Source organism: Microcystis sp. M53603_WE2 (assembly GCF_030065435.1).
Genome location: NZ_JASJFF010000526.1, coordinates 1 through 1,279 on the forward strand (window position 1 = coordinate 1; position 1,279 = coordinate 1,279).

Sequence of the window (1,279 nt, forward strand, 5' to 3'; positions counted from 1 at the left end):
CCGATACAAAACTTATTATTCTTAAACTTTTTTTAATATATACCGTGATCCACCCCGAAAATAGTGACCAAACCCTTGTCCTAATTGCTTTTTGCTGGCTGCCCTCGACCCAAGAGAATCGCCTTTCTCTCCTGTGTAAACTGGGAAACAAAACTCGCAACCCTAGCTTTATCTGGGTTTTCTGACTTTTTACTTTTTACTTTCTTGGTATGGCCTTCTCCTCCCCCTCCCGGACTCCCCTTAGTGATGATTTTATTGCCCTCTGTCAGGCACAGATGGAACTTTTGCGGGAGCAAATGGAAGCTGACAGAAGTGCGGTTTATTTAACCGAACCTTTATCGAGTAATTTAATCCCAGTCGTTGTTTATCCGCCTTTTAATCCCCCTTCTCCCCAAAAAAAGCGGCTTTCCTTACAACCGGGGCAACCGGCAGCAGACTTGTTAACTGCGGTTAAGTTAGAAGATTTGTCCCACCTCTGGGGTAATCAGGAGACCGTCAGCAGTCATCGCTTGTTTTTACCCTTAATGTATGAAGAGGGCATGATCGGATTATTGGTGACAACCCGAGAAAAACGACCTTGGCAAAGTTGGGAATTAACCCAGATGGAAAAAATCACCCAAACCCTCGCTTTGGCCTGTGTACTCGATCGCCAATTGGGAGAAGAACGTTATTATCGACAATGGCAACGACAGCGCCTCGATACCTTTCTCCATCAAATCCGCAATCCCCTCACCGCTTTAAAAACCTTTGGTAAACTTCTGCTCAAAAGGCTTTTAGCCGAAGAGGGTAACGATCCCGCCATTACTGGTATCCTGAGAGAAAGCGATCGAGTTCGCGACTTAATTGCCGAATTTGAGGGACAAATTCAGCAAGAAAGCGAAAATTATCCCACTGTCGATATTCCTCTCCTGCAAGCGCAATCTTCCCCCACCGCCTTTCTCTTACCTGCTGGCAGCAGCCAACTAACTCTAATCAATCTCCATGATCTTCTCGATCCGCTGCTCCTTTCGGCCCAGGCGGTAGCCAAAGAGAGAAATCTCAGTCTAGAAACGATTCACGGGGAAGATATACCACTTATTCGGGCCAATATCCCCGGTTTGCGGGAAGTATTCAGCAATTTAATTGATAATGCCCTCAAATATACTCCGGCTGGCGGAAAAGTCACCGTCGAGGTGCATAATGTTAAGAATAGTGTAGAAATTGTTTTTAAAGACACGGGTTATGGTATCCCGAGGAGCGATCAAGAAAGAATTTTTCAACGTCACTACCGGGGAGTGCA

The 1,279-nt window shown here is 45.7% G+C and carries 2 protein-coding genes; both read left to right on the forward strand.

Translation table 11 applies throughout. The features are described from left to right. Positions 1-185: hypothetical protein (locus tag PX481_RS10930; RefSeq protein ID WP_288094577.1), on the forward strand; the 185-nt coding region annotated here is incomplete at its 5' end. 24 nt (positions 186-209) lie between these two features. After that, a partial coding sequence (locus tag PX481_RS10935) for a GAF domain-containing sensor histidine kinase (protein ID WP_288094578.1) occupies positions 210-1,279 on the forward strand: 1,070 nt, incomplete at its 3' end.